Source organism: Roseivivax marinus (assembly GCF_900109705.1).
GTDB lineage: Bacteria > Pseudomonadota > Alphaproteobacteria > Rhodobacterales > Rhodobacteraceae > Roseivivax > Roseivivax marinus.
Genome location: NZ_FOAI01000005.1, coordinates 1 through 22885, shown reverse-complemented (window position 1 = coordinate 22885; position 22885 = coordinate 1). Strand labels below are relative to the sequence as shown.

Genomic DNA, 22885 nt, shown 5'->3' with positions numbered 1-22885 from the left:
GGAAGGCGGGGCGCGTTACCGCGCTCCCGTGTCATGAGATGAGGTCGGCGGAGGCTCGGATCATGGCTTCGGGTCAGGATGCGCTCATGAACCGGTCTCATGAGCGAGCGTCGGCGAGCACGCGCGTCGCGTTCATGAGCGGCGCTCATCGGCGCATGCCGGCTGCAGCCGATTATATCGAGAGCGGGATGGCGTTAGGGTCCTGCCATCCGAAAGGTAGCGGAGGCACCATGCTCCATCGACGCATAGTGGCCCTTGGCCTCTGCGCCACACTCGTCACGGGGGCCGAGGCCCACACACAGGAGAAAGCCGGAATGATCCCGATCACCGTCATCGTGGGCGAGGCAACGCTCGCCGCCACTCTGGACGATACGACCGCGGGCCGCGACTTCGCCGCGATGCTGCCGCTCGACCTTACGCTGTCGGACTTCCACGGCATCGAGAAGGTCTCGGACCTGCCGCGCGCGATCGACACCAGCGACGCCCCGGCCAGCTACGAGCCCGCGACAGGCGACATCACGATCTACGCCCCGTGGGGCAATCTCGCGATCTTCTACAAGCCGTTCGAGGCGTCTCGCGGGCTTGTCCGCCTCGGGGCCTTCGACGGGCCGGTGCACGCGCTGGAGCAGGACGCCCCGTTCGACGTGCGGATCGAGCGGGCGGACTGAGAGGCCGGTCCGGCAGGGCTTCCTTTGCTTACTGGTGGGTTCGCCGGGGCTCCGTCGCAGGTCGCTGTCGCCCCGGGAGAACGCAGAGCACGTTCCCCGGCGCGCGCGCGACGACGCGAGCGGCTAACGTCGCACGGGCGTCGCATGCATTCTCTGATACTTGTCCAGGCGGGCCGCCTGCCCTGCCCCTGCGACCGACGAATGCCGCTCACCGCGCTTTTATCGGTGCGCCTCCGCGCCGAGTGCTCCGACGAGCCGGCGCGAGCCCTGTCCGGATTCGGTTGAAGACCGAAGCCGCGCTCCGCATGTGCTCTCGCCGGAGAGCCTGAACCTGAAAGCTTACCGGGACTGACGAGGGCACCGCACCCGCTCGCGACTGAGACCCCGCGCCGGACCTCAGTTGCCAATGCGCGACGGCTCCTGGACAAGGTCGACGCCGAACCGGGATCGAACGGCGTCACGAGCGCTTGTGGCGAGTGCGTCCACGTCCTCGAAGGTCGCTCCACCGGCATTGACGAGGATCAGGGCGTTTGTCCCGGAGAATGCGGCCCCGCCCCGCCGTTGGCCACGAAATCCGCAGAGGTCGAGCAGCTTTCCGGCAGGCAGCTTGAGGCCGCCCGGTGCCGCATGACGCGGAATCTTCGGAATGCGGGCCGCGACGGCCGCGGACACCACCGGATTATGGAAGAACGAACCGGCATTTCCGGTCACCCGCCAATCGGGCAAGCGCGCCCGCCGACTCGCGAGGACGGTGCTCATGATCCGGGCGGGGCTGCTCGGATAGGCGCAACCGCGCAGACCATCGTGCGACAGAACCGGGCTCCACCCGGCAGGCAGATAGAGCGTGATCCCGGTCACGAAAAAGCGGCCGGGCTCGTCCTTGAAACGGCTGTGACGGTAGCCGAACCCGCAGTCCGGCGCCGTAAGCCGACGCGGAGACCAATTCGCCGTGTCGATGACATCGACACTCTCGACCATGTCGCTCAATTCCACGCCGAAGGCGCCGATGTTCTGGACCGGCGCGGCCCCGGCCGTGCCCGGGATACCGGCGAGGTTCTCGAGCCCGCCGATGCCCAGCCCGACAGTCCAGCGGACAAGCTCATCCCATGGCTCGCCTGCGCCCGCAGTTATGCGAACGCCTCCATCGGTGCGCTCCAGCCGGCGGCCACGCAGGTCGGCGATCCCGACCACCGCGTCGATCTCGTCGGCCAGCACGCAGTTGCTGCCGCCCCCGAGCAGGTGGAACGGCAGGCCTGCGCGCTCCGCGAATTGCGCCGCCGCGACGATTTGGCCTTCGTCCTTCAGAACGCCGCCAAACCGGGCGTGAGAGCGTAAACCGAGCGTATTCCGCCCTCCGAGGTCGAACTTCGGCACCAGCGGCGCTGGCGGTGATCTCATGGGTAGGGCTCGCGCGTGAGCTTGGGCCGGAACATGAGGTCCTCGCCGCGGGCCATGCCGATATTGATGCGGAACGCCTCGGCGATGCGCTCGGACCGCTCGACGAAAAGCTGAGCGGTCTTCGGCGGGCAAAGCTGCGTAACCGTATGCCGAAAGAGCGCGAGCCAGCGCCGGAAGTGATCGTCGTTCAGTTCCGATATCGCGAGGTGCTTGGGCATGGGGCGGCCATCGTAGCGGCGCGTGCCCAGAAGGCTGGAGCACCAGAAATCCTCGATCTTGTCGAGATGCGCCTGCCATCGATCGTCCAGCACTCGGGCGCGGAAGATGGGGCCGATCACCGGGTCCTCGCGCGCGGCGGCGTAGAAATGGTGCACGACCTCGCGGATCATCGCCTCGTCGAGGCCCTCCGCCACCGCTTCGGGAGAGCGCGGCACGGGCTGGGGATCGCGCGCGGCCATCAGGTGGCCTCGCGGATGACGTAGGTGCAGCGGCGGCCCCCGCCGACGATGTGCTCCACCCGCTCGACCGAGACGCCGTCGCCCAGCACGTTCTCGAAGACCGCCTTCTCGGCCCGGCAGAAGCCCTGACAGAACGTCGCCGCGGCGCAGATCGGGCAGTGATTTTCCACCAGCCGAAGCTCCCCATCCTCGCCCTTTTCGGCAGCCGCCATGTAGCCTTCCGCGTTGCGCAGTTCGGCGAGTTTTCCGACGCGGTCGCCGAGGGTCACACAGTCCGCCATCGCCTCTTCGTAGAGAGCCTGCGTTGTCGCCTCGCGCGCGTGGATGATACGGTCCAGCGCGTCCTCGCCCAGAACGCCCGAGATGCTGCGCAGGATGTCCACGGTCAGCGCGGCGTGGGTGTCGGGAAACCGCGCCTGCCCTTTCTCGGTCAGGTGCCAGTGGACCGCCGGCCGGCCCCGCCCGGCGGGTTTGCGTTCGTCCGCCACGAGACCGTCCTCGGCCAGTTTCACGAGTTGCTGGCGTGCCGCCTCCCCGGTGGTGCCAAGGCGCGCGCCCAGCTCGGCCGAGGTCAGCGCGCCGTGCATCTTGAGCGCCATGAGAATGCGCTCGGCGGCAGAGCGCGGCGACCAATCCTGTTTTTCCAACTCATCGCTTGACATATTTGCCTCAAGAGTTTTCAAAGCGCTTACTTGGATTAATAGCCCGCCACGCCGCGGGACGCAACCGAACCCACGAGAAGGAGCCCCACATGGCCTTCGAACTGCCCGCCCTGAACTTCGCGCATTCCGCCCTCGAGGATCGCGGAATGAGCACCGAGACCCTCGAGTTGCACCACGACAAGCACCACCAGGCCTATGTCACCGCGCTCAACAATTTCGTCGAGAAGAACGCCGACCTGCAGGGCAAGACGCTGGAAGAGATCGTCACCGCGACCTACGGCGATGCCGACCGCGAGGGGATCTTCAACCAGGCCGGCCAGCACTGGAACCACATCCATTTTTGGAATGCGCTGTCGCCCGAGGGCGGCCGCATCCCCGGTGCGCTCGAGACGAAGCTGAACGCCGATTTCGGGTCGGTGGACGCGTTCAAGCAGGCGTTCAAGACCGCCGCCACCGGCCAGTTCGGCTCGGGCTGGGCGTGGCTGATCCAGAAGCCGGACGGCAGCCTCGGCGTGACCAAGACGCCCAACGGGGTGAACCCGCTCGCCACCGGCGAGGGCACCGCGCTTCTCGGTCTCGATGTGTGGGAGCACAGCTACTACGTCGACTTCCGCAACCGCCGGCCGGACTACGTGGACAACTTCCTCGACCGGCTCGCGAACTACGAGTTCGCCGAGGCCAACCTGTCCTGATCCGTCGATCCCCATGCGCGCATTCGGCGCGCATGGGTCTTGTCCGAACCCGCGAGCCCGCTATGACTTACGTCGTCACTGAGAACTGCATCGCCTGCAAATACATGGATTGCGTGGAGGTCTGCCCCGTCGACTGCTTCTACGAGGGAGAGAACACGCTGGTGATCCACCCCGACGAGTGCATCGATTGCGGCGTGTGCGAACCGGAGTGCCCCGCCGACGCGATCCGGCCCGATACCGAGCCGGACAGCGAGCGCTGGGTCGAATTCAATCGCAAATACGCCGAGATGTGGCCCGTCATCACCGCAGCCGGCGATCCGCCCGCGAATGCCGAGGCGATGGACGGCGTTCCGAACAAGCTGCAGACGCATTTCTCGCCCGAGCCGGGGCAGAAGGAGTCGTCATGACCTCGCCGGAAATCGCGACGGACGACACGCAGCGCGCGTTCCGCGAGGCCATGGCGTCGCTTGCCGCGACGGCCTGCGTCGTCACGGCCGCCGAGGGCGATGAACGCGTCGGGCGCACGGTGACGGCGGCCCTGTCGCTGGCGGTCGACCCGCCCTCGTTGCTGGTCTCGATCGACGCCGGCGCACGACTGGCTTCACTGATCCGCGCCCGTGGCGGCTTCTCGTTCGCCATGCTTCAGGCCGACCAGCAGGCGGTAGCCGAGGCCTTCGCTGGAAAGATTTCCCGCGAACGGCGTTTCGAGCATGGCACCTGGGAGACGTGGCCGTCAGGTCATCCCCGCCTTCGCGGGGCGATAGTTTCGATGGACTGCACGATGGTCGGAGATATCGAGACCGAGGATCACGTCCTCTTTGTCGGACGGCCGCACGCCATCGACCTCGCCGCCACCCGCACTCCGCTGATCTGGCACGACCGTCGTTTCCAGACAATCCGTCCGCTCTGAGTGAGCCGCCCTCCCCCGAATACCAAGCTGATAACCGACCATGTCCATGATCCCCTGGCGCCACATCTTCGCTGGCGCGCTCGCCGCCTTCTTCCTGTTGGGTGGCACCCTGAACATCTTCGCCAGCCCCGAGATCCGCGCCGATTATAATCGGTGGGGCTATCCCGGCTGGTTTCCTTACCTGACCGGCCTGCTGGAATGGACCGCGGCCGCGCTGATCGCCGTGCCTCGGACACGCCTGATTGGGAGTATCCTTGCAGCCTGCGTCATGGGCGCCGCGGCCGCGACCGTTCTCCTGCACGGAGAATTCGGTCATGCCGTGCCGCCGCTGGTCGTACTTGTTCTGGTCGCGGCGAATGGGTGGCTGACGGGAAAACGACAAACCGCGACCGCTTCGTAAAATCTGACGCGGAGGCGGTCCGGCGTCCTCTGCCACCGACCGATGCCTGGCGTCCGTCCAAAAACGGGGCGCAGGCATTGACGTTCAGACCTCGCGACCGGCGGACGTTGCACGTGTCCGCCGAACGCTCGATCACCCGAAGTGAGACCGATTGCAGGGTCTCTGCGACCGCCCCGACCGGCGGACTGCGACTTGCTCCCAGCACATGCCGAGCCCGCCAAAAACCACGGATGTTCTCGCGGAGGCTCGCCGTTCGAAAGCAGCCGACCTCCCGCCTGTTCCGTGTCGCTCAGGATCACGGCGGCGCGGCTTCCTTTCGCATTTGTGAACACCATCCCGCAGCGGACTCTTCATGGTGCTTGAAACTGTCAAAGCTGCCGTCATGATCGCAGGTGTCCGATCGCTTTCCGACCCCGATCCATCCCAAGACCCCGTTCTAGCGAGGCTCGATGAACCTGACCCGCCGCGCCGCCTGTCTGGGTGTGACGTCGCTTGCCGCCTGTGGGCCCCGCACGGCCGACGTCCCGGTCGACCTGCCGAACCGCGTGCCCCTGCCCGGCGCGGCACGCGCGCCCCGCTTCGGCGACCGTGACCCGGTCTCGAACTGGAGCGGCGGCCCCGCCCCGTCGGCATACCCCATTCACGGCATCGATGCCTCGAAGTTCCAGGGCTCCATCGACTGGCGCGAGGCGGCGGCCGGAGGGGCGAACTTCGCCTTTCTCAAGGCGACCGAAGGCGGCGACCGCGCGGATGAGCACTTCGCCGAGCATTTCGCGGCCGCGGCCGCGGCGCAGGTGCCGGTGGGGGGCTATCACTTCTACTATTTCTGCAGCAGCCCCGAGGATCAGGCGCGCTGGTTCATCCGGAACGTGCCCCGAGTCCCCGGCGCCCTGCCCCCGGTTCTCGATCTTGAATGGAACCCGCACTCGCCCACCTGCGTCACGCGCCCACCACAGGCGGAGGTGCGGCGCGTGGTGGAAACCTGGTTGTCGATCGTCTCGCAGCACTACCAGCAACGTCCTATCGTTTACGTGCCGATCGAGTTCTGGCGCGACCGCGACGTCACGCGCCTTCCGGCCGACTACTGGCTGCGGAGCGTCGCCCGACACCCTGACGAAGCCTTCCCCGGCAGCTCTTGGCAGTTCTGGCAGTACTCGGCGACCGGTCAGGTTCAGGGTGTCTCGGGGGACTGCGACCTCAACGTCTTCGGGGGCAGTGAAAGCCTCTGGCGCCGCTGGCTGTCGGCAAGGCGCTACCGCTGAGACGCATCCATCGGCGCAGGCCGCGTGCGCGTGGACCCGGGAGGGCCGGCATCTACGTTCGCCCGAGGCTAGGCAGACGGCCCGTCGCTGTGGCTCAGATCGGCTGCACCGCGTGCGGCAAAATGAACGCGGCCTGATCGCCCGGAACGGCGTTGACCCGGACCCGGCAGCCATAGGCGCGTGACAGGGTGGCATCGGTCATCACGGCCTCGGGCGACCCCGCGGCGATGATCCGTCCCTCCGAAAGGCACAGCATCTGATGGCCGAACATCGCCGAGAGGTTCAGATCGTGCATGACTGCGACGACGCCGCCTCCCGCCTCGGCGAAGTCGCGTGCGATCCGCATCACGTCGAGCTGGTGCCCGAGATCGAGGCTCGATACCGGCTCGTCGAGGAACATCCAGCGCGCCCCATTCCGCGACACCGGGTGCCAGACCTGTGCCAGCACGCGCGCCAGCTGGACGCGCTGCTGCTCGCCGCCGGACAGGACCTGGTAGTCGCGATCGCCGTATCCGGCGAGGCCCACCCGCCCGAGTGCCGCGGCGGCGATCTCCGCGTGATCGCCCTCCGTGCCGGCCCGGAGCCCGATCCGAACGACTTCCTCGACCGTGAACGGAAAGGACAGCGTCGCCGCCTGCGGCAGCACCGCGCGGAGCGCGGCCAGCTCCCACGCGCGCAGCCTTGAGGTGTCCCGGGCATTGATCGTGACACTGCCCGTGAACGTAACGTCTCCGGTCAGGGCGCGAAGGAGCGTGGTCTTGCCAGACCCGTTCGGTCCGACGATGCAGGTCACCGTGCCGGGCGCGGCGCGCAGGTCCACCCCATGCAGAACTTCGCGCCGCCCGAACGCGACGCGGATGTCCGAGGCCTCCAGCATCAGATGCCCTCCAGGCCGCGGCGGCGCAGCAGGATCCACAGGAAGACCGGGGCGCCGAAGATGGCCGTCAGGATGCCGATGGGCAGTTCAGCCGGCGCGGCGACGATCCGCGCCAGGGTGTCCGCCACGATCAGCAGCACCGCGCCGCAGAGCGCGGAATTGAAGAGAAGCGCGCGATGATCCGGCCCCGTGGCGAGGCGCAGAAGATGCGGTACGACGATGCCGATGAAGCCGATGCCACCCGAGACTGCCACCGCAGCGCCGGTGCCGAGCGCCACCGACAGGATGGCAAGGGACTTCACACGCTCGACCTCGAAGCCCACATGCGCCGCAGTCGCCTCACCGAGGGCCAGCGCGTTGAGCGCGGGGCCCAGCGTGCACGCCATGACGATGGCCAGCAGGATCGGTGGCCCGGACGCGGCGAGCTTCGTCCAGCTCGAACCGGCGAGGGAGCCGAGATTCCAGAACGTCAGATCGCGCAACTGCTGGTCGTCGGCCATGTAGATGAACACCCCTGCGAGGGCGCCCGACAGAGCCGCGACGGCGATCCCGGCCAGGAGCATCGTGGCGACCGAGGTGCGTCCGCCCCGGGTCGAGATGCAGTAGAGGCCGAAGGTCACCGCCCACGCGCCGAGAAACGCCGCCACCGGAACCGCGTAGGCGCCCGACGGGACAAAAGCCACCGAGCCGCCCAGCACGATCACGGTGATCGCGCCGAGACCCGCGCCGGAGCTGACGCCGATGATGCCGGGATCCGCGAGCGGATTGCGAAAGAGGCCCTGCAGTACCGCGCCGGAGCTTGCCAACGCCGCCCCCACGGCAGCCCCGGTCAGAAGGCGGGGCAGACGGATGTCGAAGAGAACCACCCGGTCGACCTCTCCGAGCGCCTCCGCACCGGTCAGGGCGTGCAGGATGGTCCCGAGCGAGAGACCGGTCGCGCCAGTGCCGAGGCTGACCAGCGAGACGGCGACCAGCACCAACGCGAAAGCCACGTGCAGCCTTCGCGCGCGCGCGAGCCGGCCCGTCCCGCGAAGGCCGGGAGCGGTGTAGGAAGTCACGGCCACCACGCTCACTCTCCGTGCAGGGCGGCGGAGAGGTCCGTCACCGCCTCCACGGTGCGCGGACCGAAGCCGAGGAGTTTGAGCCCGTCCATCCGGATGACCTTGCCGGCGCGTGCCGCGGGGGTCGTGCGCAACGCGGGCGAGGCGAAGAGGTCCTCGTCCGAGATCGCGTGCTCGCCGCCGCGGTCCATCATCAGGACCGCATCGGGCGCGGCTGCCGCGACGGCCTCGTCCGACACCTGCTTGTAGCCGCGAAAGCCGGTCATCGCATTCCGCGCCCCCGCCATCCGCAGGATGCCGTCCGCGGCGGTCTCCGTGCCGGCGGCCATCATGCGTCCGCCCGCGGCACTCATGACGAAAAGCACGCGCGGCGCGTCCTCGTCCGGTGGTGCGGCGACCCCGGAGAGATCGGCTTGGATGCGCGCGGCGAGTTCTTCGGCCCGGGGGGAAACCCCGAGAGCGGCACCGACCGCTTCGATCTTGCGGGCCACCGCCGCGCCATCGAAGCCGCCCGGGACCGCGACGAAATCGATATTCGCGGCCCGCAGAACCTCGACGGCCTCGGGAGGTCCGGCGCCGTCCTCGGCGAGGATCAGGTCAGGCTCGACCGACAGCACGCCTTCGGGCGAGAGCGCCCGCACGTAACCGACATCGGGAAGGTCGGTCGCCTCGGACGGCCAGGTCGAGGTGGTGTCGCGTCCGACCAGCCGGTCGCCTTGTCCGAGCGCGTAGACGATCTCGGTTACCGCGCCGCCCAGCGACAGCACGCGGCGGTCGCCCTCGGCAGCCTCGGCCGTCGGCTGTGTCATCGCGACCCAGACGAAGGCAGCGCCGATGGTGGCCGTCATCAGGGACGTGAGCGCAACGAGGCCTCCGCCCGCCCTGGTCCGGTTCATGGCGGGGGTCTTTTCAGAACGATGCTTGCCGACGATCATTGTGCAGCCTCCAGGTTCGCGCGGCCGCGGAGGCCTTCGACGATGCGGCCCCAGGCAGGACGACTGTCCCGCCCCTCTTTTCCTACACCGAAGACCTGGAAAATCAGCGCGCCGTCCTGGTCGAACGCCTCGACCGAGACGGCCGGTCCGCGCTGGGTCGGCTTCTCAACGGCCCAGACCTCGGCCAAATGATAGGCGCGCAGGTGCAGGTTAAAGCCGGGATCGAGGATGTTCTGCCAGGGCCCCATGGGCTTGAGCGTCTCGACAGGTCCCGAATGGATCTGGATGCAGCCGCGATTGCCCACGAAGAGCATGATCTCGATCCCGGCGTCGCGCACCGCTTCGAGCATCTGGCTGACCGACCCCGGATCGAGCGCGCGCACGAACGGCGCGCCGGCAATGCGGTAGGCGCCGAGACGGTTCATCTTGAGCTTCGAGCAGAGGCGCAGGAACTGGTGCGTGTCGGTCAGGCGCCGCCATTCTTTCAGCAGTGTCTCGCGCCTTGACGGATCGGCCTTCGGCGCCTCGGCTGGCACGCGGTCCACCACGTCGAGGGTCTGGGCGGTTTCGCCGGTCGCGAGCGCGCCGACCAGCCTATCCCACGCGGCCAGATCGCTGCCGGAGCGCAGGAACACCTTGTGCACCGCATCGCCCGCGGCGTCGAAAACCTGCACACTGCGGCGCAGTCCGGCATCCGTCTCTTTCTCGACGGCGAAGGCATGCACCCAGTGCTTAGGGAAGATCCGCAGATCGATGTCCTCGGCCATGACCATCGCGGCATGGTCGCCCGCGTGGAAGTTGTCGTAGCGCCCGACCTTCTCGTGCACGGCCGAGGGGTTCCGCGTCAGCGCCATGACCTCGCCGAGCGTCTCGATGGCGGGCATGATGCGGTCCGGGCTGGCGGCCAGCCGAGTGGCTCCGTAGCCGGTAAAGGCCGCGATCAGCTCCGCCTCGCTGATGCCGAGTTTGCCGGCAAGATCGCGTTCGCGCGTTCCGGACGCGTTGCGCACTTCGGCTCGAATATCGGGTGGGATGAGGGACTTGGACATGCCGCTCCTTCGGGTTGGTTGACGTCGCTGACGCACCGAAGCGCTGGCTGAGATTAATCTTGACCAAAGTACTCGGAATCAATACGCGTATCAAGGCAGGACGCGATCAAATCTTCCGGTTGCGCCTTCCGCCACGCCAGCCCCGACGCAAGCACGGCACGACACCAGCTTGCCAGGGACTGCTTCATGTCACTCAGACTTCTGCGCGCGAGTACCGCGCTCACACTCGTTCTCATTGCCCTGCCCGCAACGGGCCAACCGTTCGACACCGAAGGGGACATCGCGCTCGAGCCCATCTCCGTCGCCGCGTCCAAGCGGAAGGTCGCGACAGATACCGCCGCGCCGGTCACAACCATCGACGAAACCGAGATCAAGGATCGTCAGGCCGGCACCATCGCCGAGCTGATCGACAGCGTGCCGGGCGTGGCCCTGGTCAACGGCTCGACGCCCACCGGTTCGGGCATCTCGATCCGCGGCTACGGCGCCACCTCGACCTACGGCACCGACCAGAAGGTGCAGGTCATCGTGGACGAGGCGATCACGGGCTCGGAAGAGATCTACCGGATCGGCACGCAGCTCTTCACCGATCCCGCGCTCTACAGCTCGGTGGACGTGCTGCGCGGCACAATCGGCAGCTTCGAATACGGCTCCGGCATCGTTGGCGGCGTGGTCCGGGCCGAGACCAAGAATGCTTCGGACTTCACAGGTGGCGTGCCCGGCTTCCGCCTGCGCGAGACGCTCGAGTATTCCTCGAATGGCGACGGCTTCGCGACCTCGACCATCCTGGCCTGGCAGCCGACCGACAGGGCTGAGTTCCTCGCCAACTATACGCTGCGCCGCCAGGACGCGCAGGTGGACGGCTCGGGGACGGCCATCGGCAACAGCCAGTTCGAAACACCGTCGTGGTTGCTGAAGGGGCGCGTCTACCTCGACGCCGCGAAGGAACATTCGCTGACCCTGTCCTACACCGATACCAGCACAGCCGAGCGCGACGTGCCCTACGACTCCTTCGACACCAGCGACGCCATCTTCGGCAACGTGGACCGCGACATCGACAGCCGCACCGCAACGCTTGTCTACAACTTCGCGCCGGCCTCGAACCCGTTGATCGATTTCGACGCGATCCTGTCCTATGCCGACCAGGAAATCGACCAGAGCTACGTGCCGGGGTCCTCTTCCATGGCGCCTCCGGGCGGTTTTCCGACCGTCAACGCCGATCACCGCTACGAGACCACCCGGCTTGCGTTCAAGAACACGGCGCGGTTTGCGACCGGCGCGGTGGACCACGAGCTTCGCACGGGCCTGGAGTTCATCCGCAAGGAGCGCGAGAGCGCGGACAGCGCCCCCGGCGGCACCGACAGGCGCGTGGCCGTCTACGCCATTGACGAAATGCGCCTCGGCAACTGGACCGTCACGCCCGCCCTGCGCTTCGAGACCCAGGAGATCGAAGACGGGACCGGTTTCGGCGGACCGGACACCTACGACAACGACGCGCTGATGGGTGGTGTCTCCGCGCGTTACGAGTTCGCAAACGGCATCGGGCTCTTTGCCAGCGCGGCCTATACCGAAAGCCTGCCGATCCTCGACGACCTCTACGGGACAGCTCGCGGCATGTCCGACCCGGTCCCCCAGCCCGAGCTGATGTCCCAGAGCGAGAAATCCCACACCTTCGAACTCGGCGGCTCCTACGACGCGGCCAGCGTCTTTGGCGCGGGCGACGACCTCGCTCTCAAGGCCACGGCCTATGCCACGACACTGTGGGATGTGACGTCCTACACCGTCCCGGGCGCAACCGGCAGCTATGTCGATGCGGTCGAGACACACGGGCTGGAGCTCGAGGCCAGCTACAGCATGGCGTCAGGGTTCTATTCGGACCTCAACCTCGCGCTCGCGCGGGGGAAGGAGAACTATCCCGACGGGCTGGGGGATGCGGACTGGCGGGCGCTGCCCGGCGACAGCGCCCGGCTCACCCTCGGCAAGCGCTTTGGCGACGTGCTCGACATGAGCTGGGAGGTGGTCGCATTCAACGACATCGAGGTCGAGGACGACGAGACCCCGGGCTTCTCGGTCCATAATCTGCGCGCCACCTATACGCCGCGGAAGGGCGTTCTCGCGGGGACGGAAATGCGCTTCGGCATCGAAAACGCCTTCGACCGGGACTACCAGCCGCGCCGATCGACGCGCCCTGCCCCGGGTCGCAATTTCAAGGTTTCCCTCGCCCGGACGTTCTGACGCAAGGACACGATCCGGGTCGCCTTGGCGTCGCGGGCAACCGCGGCGCCCTTTTACATCTGCGTGTCCGAAAGCCGTGCCGGTTCGTAGCGCGCGGCCTTTCGGTCATCCATGGCCTCGCAGATCGGGAACGCCAACGGCTCTTTTCGCTACGCCCGCCGCGCTGCCGCCGACCGATATATCCATGCGTCGCGCAGCAAGCTGCTACCACCAGAAAACTAAATGCAATCAATATCTTAGGAAGCTTTCGAACGTCACAATAAAACGTCGTGTTGCCGAGCTTGACGCATCAGGATCGACAGGTTGCGAAGCACGGAACTGCACGAATTTACATGCAAGATTATCTACCTGGGCGTGTTAATATTCAACACGCTCTCGCATTAAGTGTTCGCAACAGATTGTACGTAAAAGACTTTTGGGGAGGACAGCATGGCGAAATTGATCTTGAACGGAGCCGAGCAGGATGTCGCGGTCGATCCCGGTATGCCGCTCCTCTGGGCGATCCGGGACATTTCCGGGCTCTCGGGTACCAAGTACGGGTGCGGCGTCGGGCTCTGCGGCGCGTGCACCGTCCATGTGGACGGCAGCGCTGAGCGATCCTGCCAGATCACGGTGGGCGATGTCGAAGGCAAGCATGTCACCACGATCGAGGGGCTCGACCCCGCCGGAGACCACCGCGTGCAGGTCGCCTGGCGCGAGCTGAGCGTGCCGCAATGCGGCTTCTGCCAGTCCGGTCAGATCATGCAGGCCGCCGCGTTGCTGGAGGAAAAGCCCGAGCCCTCGGACGAGGAGATCCTCGCGGCGATGGCCGGCAATGTCTGCCGCTGCGGCTGCTACCAGCGCATCGTCGAGGCCGTGCGCCTCGCAAGCACGGGGATCTGAGCCATGCTGAAATATCTTGATCCCGCACTTACGGCCGCCCCGCTGCCCGCCACGCTTCTCAAGGTGTCGCGCCGCGGCTTTCTGGGTATCACCGGCGCCTTCGCGCTGGGGGCGTTCGCATCGCGTGCAGATGCATTCGAGCCCTACCCGACCGGCGGCGAAGCCATGGAAAACGGCCTCGTCGACGACCCGCACGTCTTCATCTCGATCGACGCGGACGGCACCGTGACGCTGGTCGCGCACCGCTCCGAGATGGGCACCGGAAGCCGAACCTCGATCCCGATGGTCATGGCCGACGAGATGGAAGCCGACTGGTCGCGCGTGAAGATTGTGCAGGCGCCGGGTGACGAGCCGAAATACGGCAACCAGAACACCGACGGCTCGCGCTCCATGCGGCATCATATACAGACCGCGCGGCGGATGGGCGGCGCGGTGCGCACGATGCTCGCGCGCGCAGCGGCCGAGGAATGGGGCGTCGATGTCTCCGAAGTGACCGTCGAGAACCACCAGGTGACGGGACCCGCGGGTGCGACGCTCGGCTTCGGCGACCTGGCCGAGGCGGCGATGGCGCAGCCCGTGCCCACGCACGAGGAGATCGTCTTCAAGACCGAGGACCAGTTCCGCTACATGGGCAAGGGCGAGGTGCAGATCACGGACCTGCACGACATCACCACCGGCAAGGCGGTCTACGGCGCCGACGTGACGCTGCCCGGCATGAAGGTCGCGGTGATCGCCCGTCCGCCGGTCGTCGGCGGCAAGGCGACCTCTTATGACGACAGCGCCGCTCTCGCGATCGACGGCGTGGAGTCGACACACGAACTGCCCTACGTGACCGCCCCGGTCGGTTTCGCCCCGCTCGGCGGGATCGCCGTGATCGCCGCGAACACGTGGGCAGCGGAGCGTGGGCGCAACGCGCTACGGATCGAGTGGCAGGCCGGCGATAACGGCAGCTACACCTCCGAAAGCTACATGCAGGAGATGCTGGAAACGTCCGAGCAGCCGGGCACCGTGGTGCGTGACCAGGGCGACTGGGACGCGGCGGTCAGCGAGGCCGCACGCACCGTCACCCGGACTTATACGCAGAACCACATGGCGCACATCCCGATGGAGCCGCCCGCGGCGCTGGCGAATTACGCCGACGGCAAGCTCGAGATCTGGGCCCCGGTCCAGAGCCCCTACCAGACGCGACTCGACGCCGCGAAGGCAGTCGGGCTCGAGCCCGAGAACGTGACGGTCAACGTAACGCTTCTGGGGGGCGGCTTCGGGCGCAAGTCAAAGGCCGACTTCGTCACGGAGGCCGCGCTGCTCAGCCAGGCGGTCGGTGCGCCCGTGCGGGTGCAGTGGACGCGCGAGGACGACGTTCGGCATTCCTTCATGCACACGACCTCGGCCGAGCGGATCGAGGTCGCGCTCGATGCCGACGACAAGGTCACCGGCTGGAACCACCGCTCGGTCGCGCCGACGATCCTGTCCACCTTCGCCCCCGATCCCGGGCTTGCCATGCCACTGGAACAGGGGATGGGTCTGACCGACGTGCCGTTCGATGTCCCGAACCTGCGCTGCGAGACCGGCAAGGCGATGGCCCATGCGCGCATAGGATGGTTCCGGGCGGTGTCGAACATCCCGCACGCCTGGGCCATCGGCTCCTTCGTGGGCGAACTCGCGCAGGAGCTCGGCAAGGACCAGAAGACCATGTGGCTGGAGCTGATCGGCGCGCCGCGCACGATGGATCCGGTCGCCGCCGGCCTCGGCGAGACCTTCTGGAACTACGGCGAACCGATGAAGGAGTTCCCGATCGAGACCGGACGGCTCGCCCATGTGCTCGAGGTCGCGGCTGACGGGATCGGGTACGGGGGCGACCTGTCCGAGGGCGAGGGCATCGGCCTCGCCGCGCACCGCAGCTTCGTATCCTACGTGGCCTGCGCCGCACGGGTGAAGGTGGTCGACGGCAGGATCACCGTGCCCGAGATGCACATGGCGATCGATTGCGGCTACGCCGCCAACCCCGAGCGGATCGAGAGCCAGATGCAGGGGGCGGCGGTCATGGGCATGACGGCGGCTCTGCACTCCTCGATCACCTTCGAGAACGGCGCGGTCGTGCAGTCGAACTTCTACGACTACGACGTGGTGCGGTCCGACAACTACCCGCTCAACGTCGTAACACACATCGTGCCGCACCCGTTCTCGGTCCACGCGACCGGAGTGGGCGAACCGGGCGTCCCGCCGGTGCTGCCCGCCATCGCCAACGGCCTCGCCGCGGCAACCGGCGAGCGTCGCCGCAACCTGCCGATCGGCACGACGGCCTAACCCAAGCGACGATGCAGGTCGCGACCGTGGCCTGCATCGTCTCCTCCTCGGGTGGACCGATTGATCGCTTGCCTAGGTTTTTTTCAGAACGGATGCAACGAAACGCGAGGCACTGCTTGTCAGGCTGGCGTTGTCGGTTGCCCCGGATCAGGCGATGGAAGCACGCAACGTTGGGACAAGAGCCGCCGGTCTGCCGCGACCGATAGCCCGTCGCTCGTCGGTTTCACGGGAATGGCCGGGCTTCCGGCAAGCTGCCCCACGGGCTTTCGGATTTTCTGTAGCGCCGCAGCCTGAACTCGACTGAGAATAAAACGCTCGTCGTTTAGGCCCTCATTATACTTTGCGTCGTACGATCATGGGCAATGGGTCACGCTGCCTTTCGAAGCGTCATGAAGGTCATCATGCCGAACGGTGGCAGGGACTTGCGCTCGACCGGTGACAAGCTGCTTTCTCCGAGAATGGTCTCGTCCGAAAAATCCGAATGCCAGCCGAGGGTATTCGCGAACGGCGCGAAGCCGCGTTCCAGCATCGCCAGTACGCCCGTCGTCCGCTTGAAGTGGTTGACCACGACAACCTCGCCGCCAGGTTTGCAGACGCGCGCGATCTCGGACATCACCGTTTCGGGCTCGGGCACGACCGACAGGACGTGCATGGCGACAACGGTGTCGAAATGCGCATCGGGATAGTCGATCTCCCGCGCGTCCATCTGGCGGAGTTCGCGAACGTGCGTCAGGCGCATCCTATCGACCTTGTCGCGCGCCTTGCCCAGCATCTCCTCGCTGTAGTCGACGCCGGTAACCTCCAGGTCGTTCCGGTAATGCGGCAGCGCAAGCCCGGTGCCGACCCCGACCTCCAGAACCGCCCCGTCCCTTTGATTGACATACTCTACGGCCCTGCGCCGCCCGACATCGGTTATGGCCCCGAACGTCCGGTCATAGATGGGCGCCCAGCGGGCATAGGAAGTCTCGACAGCGTTGGTATCCATGTCAGGTGTCCTTCGACTGCGCCGCGCGCGGCTTGGTGACAAGTGCCCAGATGACGACGGCGACGTAGCCGATGCAAAGCGCAACGAGCGTGACCCAGGCGAATGTCAGAACGCTCGCTCCGACGACCGCGACCGCCACCAGGAAAGCCTTCACGTTACGACGAGATATGGTGGTGGTCTTGAACGACCAGGTCGGGACCCGGCTGATCATCAGCAGGCCGATGACGGACAGATAGAGCGATATCCCGACCGGGTGCAGTATCGGAGCGCCGGTGAAGGCGAAGGAGAGGAACATCGGCAGCATGGCCAGCATCGCGCTGGCGGGGGCCGGAACGCCGACGAAATAGGCGGCGTCCTTGCCTTTCGTCTCCGACTTGGTGCCGACATTGAACCGGGCGAGCCGCAGAACGCAGCAGATCGCGAAGATGAGAACGGAGATCCAGCCGATGCTGGACTGGCTCTGCAGCCCCCAGAAGTAGATCACCAGCGGAGGCGCCACCCCGAAGTTCAGAAAATCCGCGAGCGAGTCGAGTTCGGCACCGATGGCGCTGTCGGCGTCCATCGCGCGCGCCAGACGCCCGTCGAGCCCGTCGAGCACGCAGGCCGCCAGGATCAGCTTCACGGCGAGGGTGAAATCGCCCTGTATTCCGAAACGGATCGCGCTGAGCCCGGCGCAGATGGCCGCGATCGTCAGCATGTTCGGCACGAGCTGGATGAGCGGGATCTCCGACCTCGGTCTGCGCGGTGGTTTGTCGGTCATGGCGTCTGGCCGGGTCCGGCCGTTCCTGCGAGTTCGGCAATCACGGTCTCGCCCGCGACCATCGTTTGCCCGATGCGCACCTTCGGGCTCACCCCGGGGGGCAAATAGACGTCGAGCCGCGAGCCGAAGCGGATCAGACCGAAACGTTCCCCCGCCGCGAGCGCATCACCTTCCGAGGTCCAGCAGACGATGCGGCGCGCCACCAGCCCCGCGATCTGGACGACGGCCAGATCGTCGCCGGCCGGGGTACGAATGCACAGACTGTTCCGCTCGTTGTCGGCGCTGGCCTTGTCGAGAGACGCGTTGAAGAACTTGCCGGGCCTGTAGGCGATACTTGTGACATGTCCCGCCACTGGAGCGCGGTTCACATGGCAATTGAAGACGTTCATGAACACGCTGACACGCGTGAGGGGCGTGGCCGCCATCCCGAGCTCGGCAGGCGGAACAGCCGGTTCGATCAGCGACACGATGCCATCGGCCGGGCTGACCACGAGGTCGTCCCTCTCGGGCGGCACGCGTTCCGGATCCCGGAAGAAATAGTAGCACCAGACAGTGAGGCCGACGCCCAGCCAACCAGCCACCGGGGTCAGGAAAAACAATCCTGCGGTTACCGCCGCGAAGATTGCGACAAACCTAATGCCCTCGCGGTGCATCGGTTTCACGAAGGTCGAGACCATGTTCACGGGAAGCGATACCTCAATGCTATGCTGCCATCTGCGCGCAATCGACGCGTCGAACGGAATTGCCCCCGTGTCCCGGCTTCGATCGAAAACGCACGGCCCCGGACCTGCGGTTATTTTCGGCCGTACTGCGAGGTCATCTCACTGTCCGCGTACTTCACAACCGTCGGCTGAGCAACCTGAGCCCGGATAGTGTCCCGGGGCGTGGTGTAGGAGGCCGCGCGCGGAGCCCCCGGCGTAGCGCAGCGCGTGGCCGGGTGTGACGCTGGCGGCCATCGTCGATCTTCGTGAAGGTTCGGGTTGCGAGACCTTGAACCAAGAACGGAGATGACGATGACCGACGACAGAATAACGCTGATCGAGCTGGTTGAGAAGCAGGCTGACGGCGATCTCGTCCGCGAGATGCTGGCCTTCGCGGCCGAGCGGATCATGGAAGCAGAGGTGGAAGAGCGAACCGGCGCCGCGAAGGGCGCACGTTCGCCCCTGCGGGAAGTCCAGCGCAACGGCTACCGTGACCGCGATTGGGACACCCGTGCCGGGCGGATCGCGCTGGAGATCCCGAAGTTGAGGAAGGGAAGCTACCTTCCCAGCTTCCTGGAGCCGCGCCGCACGGCCGAGAAGGCGCTCGTGGCGGTGATCCAGGAGGCCTACGTCCAAGGTGTTTCCACGCGCTCCGTGGACGATCTGGTGAAGGCCATGGGCGCGGGCGGCATGTCGAAGAGCCAGGTCAGTCGCCTCTGCGTCGAAATCGACGAGCGGGTGAACGCCTTCCTCTCTCGCCCGCTCGAGGGGGCCTGGCCCTATCTCTGGCTCGACGCGACCTACGTGAAGGTGCGTGAGGGCGGACGGATCGTCAGCCGCGCTGTGATAATCGCCGTCGCGGTCAACGAGGACGGCAAGCGTGAGGTTCTCGGCGTTGCCACCTGTCCGTCCGAGGCGGAGACGTTCTGGACGGACTTCCTGCGGTCTCTCGCCGACCGTGGCCTGCGCGGTGTGAAGCTGGTCGTGGCCGACGACCACAAGGGGCTGCGGGCTGCTGCCTGGCGAGTGTTCGATGCGACGCACCAGCGGTGTCGCGTTCACTGGATGCGCAACGCGCTCGCGCATGCCCCGGCGAAGCAGCGCACAGCGGTGGCCGCGATGCTGAAGACGATCTTCGCCCAAGAGAACAAGGCGGATGCCGAAGCCCAGTGGGATGCCGTCACGGAGGCGCTCGGGGAGAAGCAGCCCAAGCTCGGCACGCTCTTGGAGAGCTCCCGGGATGATGTCCTCGCCTACATGGACTTCCCTCGTGAGCACTGGGCCCAGATCGCGTCCACGAACCCGCTTGAGCGGGTGAACCGGGAGATCAAGCGCCGATCCGACGTCATCGGCATCTTCCCCAACGACGCGGCCGTAGTCCGGCTCGTCGGCGCGCTGATGCTCGAGACCAACGACGAATGGACCGTTGCGAGGAGATACATGAGCCTTGAAACGCTCGCGCGCGTCACCGACAATCCCGACATCAGGTTGCCCGCCATGGCCACCTGATCAGGCTCGGACCTCTCCGAAGGTCGGCGCTCCTACACCACGCCCCGGGACACTATCCAATCGGCCTGCTCGGCAGCGAGCCCCCTCCATGATCCGCGCGAACACGCCTATGCGGCTCCAACTGAGTCAAAGATTGTAGAGCGTCTTGTTCGGACGGTATTTTCGGGGCGCGCCCCGCCAGCGTAGCCCCTTGCGATTGATGAATTTAATGCCGCTGAGAACACGTTTGTCACCCACGCGGGGGCGCCCATGGGACATAGGAAAGTAGGGGCGCGGCCGGGTATTGACCCAGCAGAACCTGCTCATGTTATGCCGCTAATTCGAACGTCGCGGCGGGTGTCTTCATTCCGAGCGCCTGATGCAGCCGGCGGGTGTTGTCAAATGCGATCCAGTCGCCCGTCCGTCCTTGACGGTTCGTCTCAAGGGGAATCCTAAACCAAGATCTCGTCAAGTGTGGCCGGGCCCAAGTCGACGAGTGTCACGGACCCGGATCCCGTTTCGATCAGGAGATCACGCCCGGAATGAGAGATATCAAGAGAATATCGTTGGATTCCCGCAAACCGGATCAGATCCACGCCCATCTCGAAGTCCTCGATTCGATCATGCCCTATACCGGGGCCCTCGTTAAACAGAAAAACATCCGCTCCACCGCCCCCTATCAGAGTGTCGTCGCCGTTACCGCCGTTCAGCGTATCGTCCTCATTGCCGCCCCATAGCTCATCGCGTCCGCTGCCTCCGGCCAGAAAGTCGTTCCCGGAGCCTCCAAATATGAGATCGGCGCCAGTACCGCCCCCGATACGGTCATGACCGCTGCTCCCATAGAGCGTATCGTTGCCGTATCCACCACCTAGATTGTCGTGACCTGCATCTCCGGAGACCCAGTCATCGCCAGCACCACCGCCGATTTCGTCACTGTGGTCGTCGCCATGAAGCGAGTCGTTACCAGCCCCCCCGGCCACGACATCGTTTCCGCTGCCGCCGAGCACGGTATCGTTGTCCTGGCCACCACCGACAGTATCGCTTCCATAGCCTGCGGTAATACTGTCATGTCCCGCCCCCCCTCCGAGGCTGTCGTTGCCCTCTCCTCCCCGCAGTACGTCGGCGCCATGCGAGCCGGCAATTGTATCGGCGCCCGGACCACCATCAAGGGTATCGTTTCCGGCCTGCCCGTAGATGCGGTCATCACCTTCATGGCCGTGCACGAGATCTGAGTTCTCACCTCCCACTAAATGCTGACCATCCGAACTTTCGGACCAAGGATCGGGCGAGACGGGTACGTTGATGATCTGCGATGCGATGGCAGGTGTGAACACCGCGCCCTCAAAGCTGAGGAACACGGCCTCTCCGTTCATGAGCATATGGGAGACAGAAAGATCACCGGGGTCGGACCAGCCGCTTTCGGAGGATCGTCCAAACGAAGCGCTGCTGTCTCCGATGGCCTCTCCCGGGAGGTAAGCCAGCGAGGTGGCACGCGAGGCGTCATAATTCGACAGAATAGCGGAAAGGTCGAGTTCGACGTTGCGGCTGCCTTCTCCCGAAGAGAAGAGTACGAGTTCGAGAGCATTTTCGCTGACATAGGCATGAAGATTGTAGCCGTCAGTCTGCATCTCTACCTCGTCCGCCTCACCGTCTCCGGGCGTCAGATCGAGTGCCTGAAACCCTTCCAGTCGGCCCGATAATTCCGCATAGACCGCGCCGGGAAACGAAAGCCCGTCATAAACCCGGCCGTAGCTCAGTGCGTTCGCCGTATTCTGGAGAAGAGGCCATACATTCGCGGAGACCACATCTCGAGATGCCATCTCCTCGAGGATCTGGATCATTTCGCTTGCCTGGAATAGTCCGTAGTCCTGTCCACGTTCACGGAAGCCGGTCACTCCTGAGACGTTCCATTCAGAAACGTAGATAGCAAGTTCGGCGAACACCGGCTTCCAAAATGTGTCAATGAGCCAGAAATTGTACTCTCGTTGGTTAGGGAGATCCGGCTCTTTGGAATAGAGATGGAACACGACGCCCGAGACCGCCGCTTCTGCCCCGGCATGCTGCAACTCCGACAGCAGGATGAGATTGTTGAGAATTCCCCAATTGAAACTGCCATCGTTGTTTGCCGCGGTATGGGCATTCTCTACACCGTAGTCGTTCGTGAGGATTTGCAGGACCTGCTCAGTCGGCATGTTCCTGAACACCTCCCGAAGGTCGGAGTGGCTGTGGTTTGCACCGACCTGGATCACCACGTCCGGTTCCATGCCCCAACCGTGGATGGAATTGATCTGTGCGATCTCGTCGTTGATGATCACAGCCATCTCACCAGCCAAGCGCCCGTATTCGCGCGCCGACATCTGCCCGCTGCCCCAGTATTCGTTGCCAATCTCGAATGCGTCGACTAAAAGAGGCCCGTATTCACCGGTCAGCGTGTCGCGCACGAACTCGCGGAGTTCGGTCTCGTCGAAGCTCGGCCGTCGGTTGCCAGTCGGGTCCCGCGCTACAGACAGGAACCGTGCCGTCGGGATCACGATGGTCGCACTTGCGCCGATTTCTGACGCCATTTCCGCAAAGCTTGACAGGCTCACGAAATCTACAATTTCACCACTTTCACGATGGGTTGCAGTTGCCGCGTCCGGCTGAGAGATGTCGAAGTAGTATTCGGTCAGAGATCCCCCGGGATACCTTAGGTTCGTAACTCCCAGATCGCCTGCTAATTCTTCTAGACTCCCAAAGTTCAGGCTGTCTCTGTGTGCAATAATGTTGCCACCAAACAGATCCGATTTAAAGCTCCAAGCCGAAACGTTAGTTGCGTGCAAGTCCATAACCATCCCCGGAAACACCAGGGCGGAACATCATCTGAATGTTAGACGGCAGCTGTCCGACATCAGGGCTTATTAATGCACTGTTGGAAAAAACATCGTAACTTTTTCAGCCAAAATTAATTAGAAAATTTTGAATAAAATTTTCGCGTGAATAAAATAAAATACGTAAATATTATCTTCCTTGCCCCCTGCTATAATTCCGACTGCCGCTCAGGAGCTTAGGATCAGGGCTCAGAGCTAGCAACTGTATCTGTCAGGTAGCCGGAGCGGCCCATTTCTGACGGTTCCTGCACAGCGCGTTCGCGATGGTTACGAGCTTTCGGGCAACCGCGG

21 protein-coding genes and 1 pseudogene are annotated in these 22885 nt (G+C 65.3%); 10 read left to right on the top strand and 12 right to left on the bottom strand.

Features of this window, described 5'->3' with window-relative positions:
* The first annotated feature begins 314 nt into the window (after positions 1–314).
* Positions 315–668: a cyclophilin-like fold protein gene (locus BMX29_RS07640; RefSeq protein ID WP_092811679.1), complete on the top strand. Its 354-nt coding sequence runs from the start codon at positions 315–317 to the stop codon at positions 666–668.
* A 396-nt stretch (positions 669–1064) separates the two neighbouring features.
* Here the strand turns inward: BMX29_RS07640 and murB are convergent, their stop codons facing one another.
* Genes murB through BMX29_RS07625 form a run of 3 tightly spaced genes read right to left on the bottom strand, consistent with a single transcriptional unit; the run spans position 1065 to position 3186 of the window.
* Positions 1065–2042, bottom strand: a complete 978-nt coding sequence (murB, locus tag BMX29_RS07635; RefSeq protein WP_175471154.1) for a UDP-N-acetylmuramate dehydrogenase — start codon at positions 2040–2042, stop codon at positions 1065–1067.
* A 20-nt stretch (positions 2043–2062) separates the two neighbouring features.
* A complete protein-coding gene (locus BMX29_RS07630) occupies positions 2063–2524 on the bottom strand; it encodes a group III truncated hemoglobin (protein ID WP_092811675.1) in 462 nt (153 codons plus the stop codon).
* Positions 2524–3186, bottom strand: a complete 663-nt coding sequence (locus BMX29_RS07625; RefSeq protein ID WP_092811673.1) for a helix-turn-helix transcriptional regulator — start codon at positions 3184–3186, stop codon at positions 2524–2526. Before BMX29_RS07625 ends, BMX29_RS07630 begins: the two co-directional genes overlap by 1 nt.
* An 89-nt stretch (positions 3187–3275) precedes the next feature.
* Here BMX29_RS07625 and BMX29_RS07620 point away from each other — a divergent pair, with 89 nt between their 5' ends.
* The 5 genes from BMX29_RS07620 (at position 3276) to BMX29_RS07600 (ending at position 6450) form a co-directional block, all read left to right on the top strand.
* On the top strand, positions 3276–3878 hold the full coding sequence (locus BMX29_RS07620; RefSeq protein WP_092811671.1) for a superoxide dismutase: 603 nt from the start codon (positions 3276–3278) through the stop codon (positions 3876–3878).
* Between the two features lie 62 nt (positions 3879–3940).
* The gene (gene fdxA / locus BMX29_RS07615; RefSeq protein ID WP_092811669.1) at positions 3941–4285 is read left to right on the top strand and encodes a ferredoxin FdxA; all 345 of its coding nucleotides are present in this window, start codon (positions 3941–3943) and stop codon (positions 4283–4285) included.
* The gene (locus tag BMX29_RS07610; protein WP_092811667.1) at positions 4282–4788 is read left to right on the top strand and encodes a flavin reductase family protein; all 507 of its coding nucleotides are present in this window, start codon (positions 4282–4284) and stop codon (positions 4786–4788) included. The genes fdxA and BMX29_RS07610 overlap by 4 nt, the downstream gene beginning before the upstream one ends.
* A 40-nt stretch (positions 4789–4828) precedes the next feature.
* Entirely contained in the window at positions 4829–5188 is a 360-nt protein-coding gene (locus tag BMX29_RS07605) for a DoxX family protein (protein WP_092811665.1), read from the top strand.
* 449 nt (positions 5189–5637) lie between these two features.
* Positions 5638–6450: a GH25 family lysozyme gene (locus BMX29_RS07600; protein WP_092811663.1), complete on the top strand. Its 813-nt coding sequence runs from the start codon at positions 5638–5640 to the stop codon at positions 6448–6450.
* Positions 6451–6544: 94 nt separating this feature from the next.
* On the opposite strand, the gene BMX29_RS07595 is transcribed toward BMX29_RS07600, so the two are convergent.
* From BMX29_RS07595 to BMX29_RS07580, 4 genes are read right to left on the bottom strand one after another with little or no spacing between them, the layout of a single operon-like run.
* Positions 6545–7327 (bottom strand): heme ABC transporter ATP-binding protein, encoded by a 783-nt coding sequence (locus tag BMX29_RS07595; protein ID WP_092811661.1) that lies wholly within the window; start codon positions 7325–7327, stop codon positions 6545–6547.
* A complete protein-coding gene (locus tag BMX29_RS07590) occupies positions 7327–8394 on the bottom strand; it encodes a FecCD family ABC transporter permease (protein WP_092811659.1) in 1068 nt (355 codons plus the stop codon). Before BMX29_RS07590 ends, BMX29_RS07595 begins: the two co-directional genes overlap by 1 nt.
* 2 nt (positions 8395–8396) lie before the next feature.
* The gene (locus BMX29_RS07585; RefSeq protein WP_244889180.1) at positions 8397–9284 is read right to left on the bottom strand and encodes a heme/hemin ABC transporter substrate-binding protein; all 888 of its coding nucleotides are present in this window, start codon (positions 9282–9284) and stop codon (positions 8397–8399) included.
* Between the two features lie 35 nt (positions 9285–9319).
* Positions 9320–10372 carry a hemin-degrading factor gene (locus tag BMX29_RS07580; RefSeq protein ID WP_092811657.1) on the bottom strand — a complete coding sequence of 351 codons (1053 nt, stop codon included), beginning with the start codon at positions 10370–10372 and terminating at the stop codon, positions 9320–9322.
* A gap of 186 nt (positions 10373–10558) precedes the next feature.
* On the opposite strand from BMX29_RS07580, the gene BMX29_RS07575 reads away from it, so the two are divergent.
* The 3 genes from BMX29_RS07575 to BMX29_RS07565 all read left to right on the top strand — a co-directional run bounded on the left by BMX29_RS07575 (position 10559) and on the right by BMX29_RS07565 (position 15793).
* Positions 10559–12604: a TonB-dependent receptor domain-containing protein gene (locus tag BMX29_RS07575; RefSeq protein WP_092811655.1), complete on the top strand. Its 2046-nt coding sequence runs from the start codon at positions 10559–10561 to the stop codon at positions 12602–12604.
* 429 nt (positions 12605–13033) lie between these two features.
* Entirely contained in the window at positions 13034–13486 is a 453-nt protein-coding gene (locus BMX29_RS07570; RefSeq protein ID WP_092811653.1) for a (2Fe-2S)-binding protein, read from the top strand.
* Between the two features lie 3 nt (positions 13487–13489).
* The gene (locus BMX29_RS07565) at positions 13490–15793 is read left to right on the top strand and encodes a xanthine dehydrogenase family protein molybdopterin-binding subunit (protein WP_092811651.1); all 2304 of its coding nucleotides are present in this window, start codon (positions 13490–13492) and stop codon (positions 15791–15793) included.
* A gap of 367 nt (positions 15794–16160) precedes the next feature.
* On the opposite strand, the gene BMX29_RS07560 is transcribed toward BMX29_RS07565, so the two are convergent.
* Genes BMX29_RS07560 through BMX29_RS07550 form a run of 3 tightly spaced genes read right to left on the bottom strand, consistent with a single transcriptional unit; the run spans position 16161 to position 18221 of the window.
* Complete coding sequence (locus BMX29_RS07560; protein WP_092811649.1) at positions 16161–16778, bottom strand: class I SAM-dependent methyltransferase; 618 nt, start codon at positions 16776–16778, stop codon at positions 16161–16163.
* 1 nt (position 16779) lies between these two features.
* Positions 16780–17538, bottom strand: a complete 759-nt coding sequence (gene pssA / locus BMX29_RS07555) for a CDP-diacylglycerol--serine O-phosphatidyltransferase (protein WP_043841806.1) — start codon at positions 17536–17538, stop codon at positions 16780–16782.
* The gene (locus BMX29_RS07550; RefSeq protein WP_092811647.1) at positions 17535–18221 is read right to left on the bottom strand and encodes a phosphatidylserine decarboxylase; all 687 of its coding nucleotides are present in this window, start codon (positions 18219–18221) and stop codon (positions 17535–17537) included. Before BMX29_RS07550 ends, pssA begins: the two co-directional genes overlap by 4 nt.
* A gap of 330 nt (positions 18222–18551) precedes the next feature.
* On the opposite strand from BMX29_RS07550, the gene BMX29_RS07545 reads away from it, so the two are divergent.
* On the top strand, positions 18552–19748 hold the full coding sequence (locus BMX29_RS07545) for an IS256 family transposase (protein WP_092811645.1): 1197 nt from the start codon (positions 18552–18554) through the stop codon (positions 19746–19748).
* Positions 19749–19811: 63 nt separating this feature from the next.
* Here the strand turns inward: BMX29_RS07545 and BMX29_RS07540 are convergent.
* A pseudogene (locus tag BMX29_RS07540) lies at positions 19812–20054 on the bottom strand (transposase); the annotation flags it as partial.
* Between the two features lie 125 nt (positions 20055–20179).
* Positions 20180–22552, bottom strand: a complete 2373-nt coding sequence (locus BMX29_RS07535; RefSeq protein ID WP_175471153.1) for a calcium-binding protein — start codon at positions 22550–22552, stop codon at positions 20180–20182.
* Positions 22553–22885: the final 333 nt, after the last annotated feature.